The 1848-nt window shown below is 46.4% G+C and carries 2 protein-coding genes; both read right to left on the bottom strand.

The window, feature by feature from the left end; all coding sequences use genetic code 11:
- Nucleotides 1-365 precede the first annotated feature (365 nt).
- Nucleotides 366-887, bottom strand: coding sequence for a hypothetical protein (locus Q0314_RS02515; protein ID WP_298056173.1), 522 nt, complete (start codon nt 885-887; stop codon nt 366-368).
- Nucleotides 887-1540, bottom strand: a complete 654-nt coding sequence (locus tag Q0314_RS02520; RefSeq protein ID WP_298056176.1) for a thiol:disulfide interchange protein DsbA/DsbL — start codon at nt 1538-1540, stop codon at nt 887-889. The genes Q0314_RS02515 and Q0314_RS02520 overlap by 1 nt, the downstream gene beginning before the upstream one ends.
- Nucleotides 1541-1848: the final 308 nt, after the last annotated feature.

The following is a 1848-nucleotide window of genomic DNA, read 5'->3' on the forward strand; positions in this document are numbered from 1 at the left end:
TCGTCTCGCGAGTGCTTTTGAGAGAGATTTGAAATTTTAAGTCTGCGGCAGACTATTTGTCTAGCCTTGACTTAAAATTTCTACACAACATTCAAATCCATCTCAAAATACTGCGCCTTAACTTTTGCGTTCAAATTTGAAGTCAAATTTGTAAATTTTAGCTCAAATTTTACTCGCCGAGACCCGTATCTTGAAAACATCAAATTTGCAAATTTAGTAAGCTATGAAATAAATATTCCAGACGTCGGTAGGCGTAGTTTAAATAGTTTTTGGCGGATACGACGGGAGCGGACTGATCGTCCGTGACCCGAGTATCCTAGCCGAAAACTACTTTTAAAATCCGTCAAGCGCGGGGAATCCAAAATTTAAATTTGATTGATTTCGCTACTGCGTGCATTATACACAAACCAGCTTAGTATCATAACCAAACAAAACACCCCAAACACCGCAAAAAACGCAAAATTCGCCCACGCGTAAATTTTGATAAATCCCGCTTCGTTTGCCGCGCTCAAATCAGGCGCAAAAAGGCTCGGGCAAATTTCATTTAGCGGTAGCGCAAAAGGAAAACCAATCTCGCTAACGCCGCTAAAATCGCTCGTGGAGTAATCAAGCCCGAATATCACGCCTAAAAAAATCAGGAAAAATCCCGCTAGCTTGACGCCAAAAACCTTAGGCGCGCACATCGCCACGCACACGCCAAATGCCGCAAACAGCGTCGCAAAGCGCAGCTTCACAACAAGCGCGTCCGCAACCGCGCCGCCCAAAAACAGCTCGCACAAAATAAATTTGATCGCCAAAACCGCGAGCAACGCCGCCCAAAACGCCCGCCTTCGCTGCAAGTTATACACAAAGCAGACAAAGCCCTTATTTTCGATATTGTAGTCCATTATTTTGCTAGCAGCTCCCTCACTGCCGCCGCCATCGCGTCTACCGAGCCGATCGCCTTCACGTTTATCAGGTACTTGCCGCCGACCACGTATGCAGGCACGCCCTGGATCTTGGCCACGTCGTAGCTATCGTCCCATGTTTTTAGGATCTCTTGAGCGCGCTCGCTGGCTAGCGCCTTGTCGTAGTCCGCGTCGCTCACGCCCGCCGCGCTAAGAGCCTCTTTGATAAACCTAGCCTTATCTTTGCCGCCGTTAAAATCGTCATCCTTATCGTGAGTAGCCTTGTAGATCGCAAATTTAGCCTTTTTAAATTTGGACTTATCGCTAAGCAAACTAACATCGCTAGCCTCGTCTAAAACGATCATCGCGGCAAAAATTTTGCTCGCCGTTTCGCCCAGTTTGCCCTTTGTTTTTAGGTGGTACGGGATAAATTTGACTCCGTCTAGCTCGCTAAATAGCTTCGGCGTGACGGTTCGGTCAAATTTGTAGCAGTGGACGCACTCGTAGCTAAAGACCTTTACTACGCTATCTTTAGGCACGTTTAGAGGCTTTTCTAGCGCTTGGTAGTCCGTGCCCTCCTCCAGCGCGTTTGCACCGATGCCGAGCAGGCAAACGGCGGCCAGAGCTCGTATAATCTTGGAGATCGTTTTCATCGAGTTTCCTTTACGGTAATTTTTAAAGATTGTATAAAATAAAGGGTAAATTTGAGATTAAGCGGGCTAAACTCGGCAAATTTGACGGGTTAAATTTGACGGCATTGCGGATAAAATTTCGACGAGCGGATTAAATTTAAACAAAGCGGCGAGCCGAATTTTCTTTAAAATTTAACTCGCCGCGAAATTCTAAATCCAGCCGCGCGCCCGTTTTTTGGCGGCGGCTAGAAAAACTAAACCAGAAAGGTCAAATTTTAATACTCAAAGATATTCGGATCGATCACCATCGCGCGGTAGGCTACGTCGTC

Origin of the sequence: uncultured Campylobacter sp. (assembly GCF_938040115.1) — a bacterium.
Classification (GTDB): domain Bacteria; phylum Campylobacterota; class Campylobacteria; order Campylobacterales; family Campylobacteraceae; genus Campylobacter_A.